Below are 481 nucleotides of genomic sequence, written 5' to 3'. Positions count from 1 at the left end.
CAAAGATTCATGGTTTGGTAGTTCAGCTGGTTAGAATGCCTGCCTGTCACGCAGGAGGTCGCGGGTTCGAGTCCCGTCCAGACCGTTTTTCAAAAGTTATCATGGCTTGGTAGCTCAGTTGGTAGAGCACTTGATTGAAGCTCAAGGTGTCAGCAGTTCGATTCTGTTTCAAGCCATTTTAGCGGGTGTAGTTTAGTGGTAAAACCACAGCCTTCCAAGCTGTTGTCGCGAGTTCGATTCTCGTCACCCGCTCTTTAATTGGGGCCTATAGCTCAGCTGGTTAGAGCGCACGCCTGATAAGCGTGAGGTCGATGGTTCGAGTCCATTTAGGCCCATTATATTTTAATAATATAAAAAAGTATTACCAAGGCCCGTTGGTCAAGCGGTTAAGACACCGCCCTTTCACGGCGGTATCACGGGTTCGATTCCCGTACGGGTCATTAGTGTTATAATTATATAGCCGTGGAGGATTACCCAAGTC

General features: G+C 47.8%; 5 tRNA genes. All 5 read left to right on the top strand.

Annotated elements, in window-relative coordinates:
* The first annotated feature begins 11 nt into the window (after positions 1-11).
* The 5 genes from OL233_RS11290 to OL233_RS11270 all read left to right on the top strand — a co-directional run bounded on the left by OL233_RS11290 (position 12) and on the right by OL233_RS11270 (position 440).
* A tRNA-Asp gene (locus OL233_RS11290) sits at positions 12-85 on the top strand.
* Positions 86-103: 18 nt separating this feature from the next.
* Positions 104-176: transfer RNA gene (locus OL233_RS11285), tRNA-Phe, on the top strand.
* Positions 177-181: 5 nt separating this feature from the next.
* A tRNA-Gly gene (locus tag OL233_RS11280) sits at positions 182-252 on the top strand.
* A 9-nt stretch (positions 253-261) separates the two neighbouring features.
* Positions 262-335: transfer RNA gene (locus OL233_RS11275), tRNA-Ile, on the top strand.
* A 33-nt stretch (positions 336-368) separates the two neighbouring features.
* Positions 369-440: transfer RNA gene (locus OL233_RS11270), tRNA-Glu, on the top strand.
* Positions 441-481 lie beyond the last annotated feature (41 nt).

It is taken from the genome of Vagococcus proximus (assembly GCF_029143285.1).
Lineage (GTDB): Bacteria > Bacillota > Bacilli > Lactobacillales > Vagococcaceae > Vagococcus_D > Vagococcus_D proximus.
Note: the sequence above shows the minus strand (reverse complement) of the source record. Positions and strands in the feature narration are given on the sequence as shown.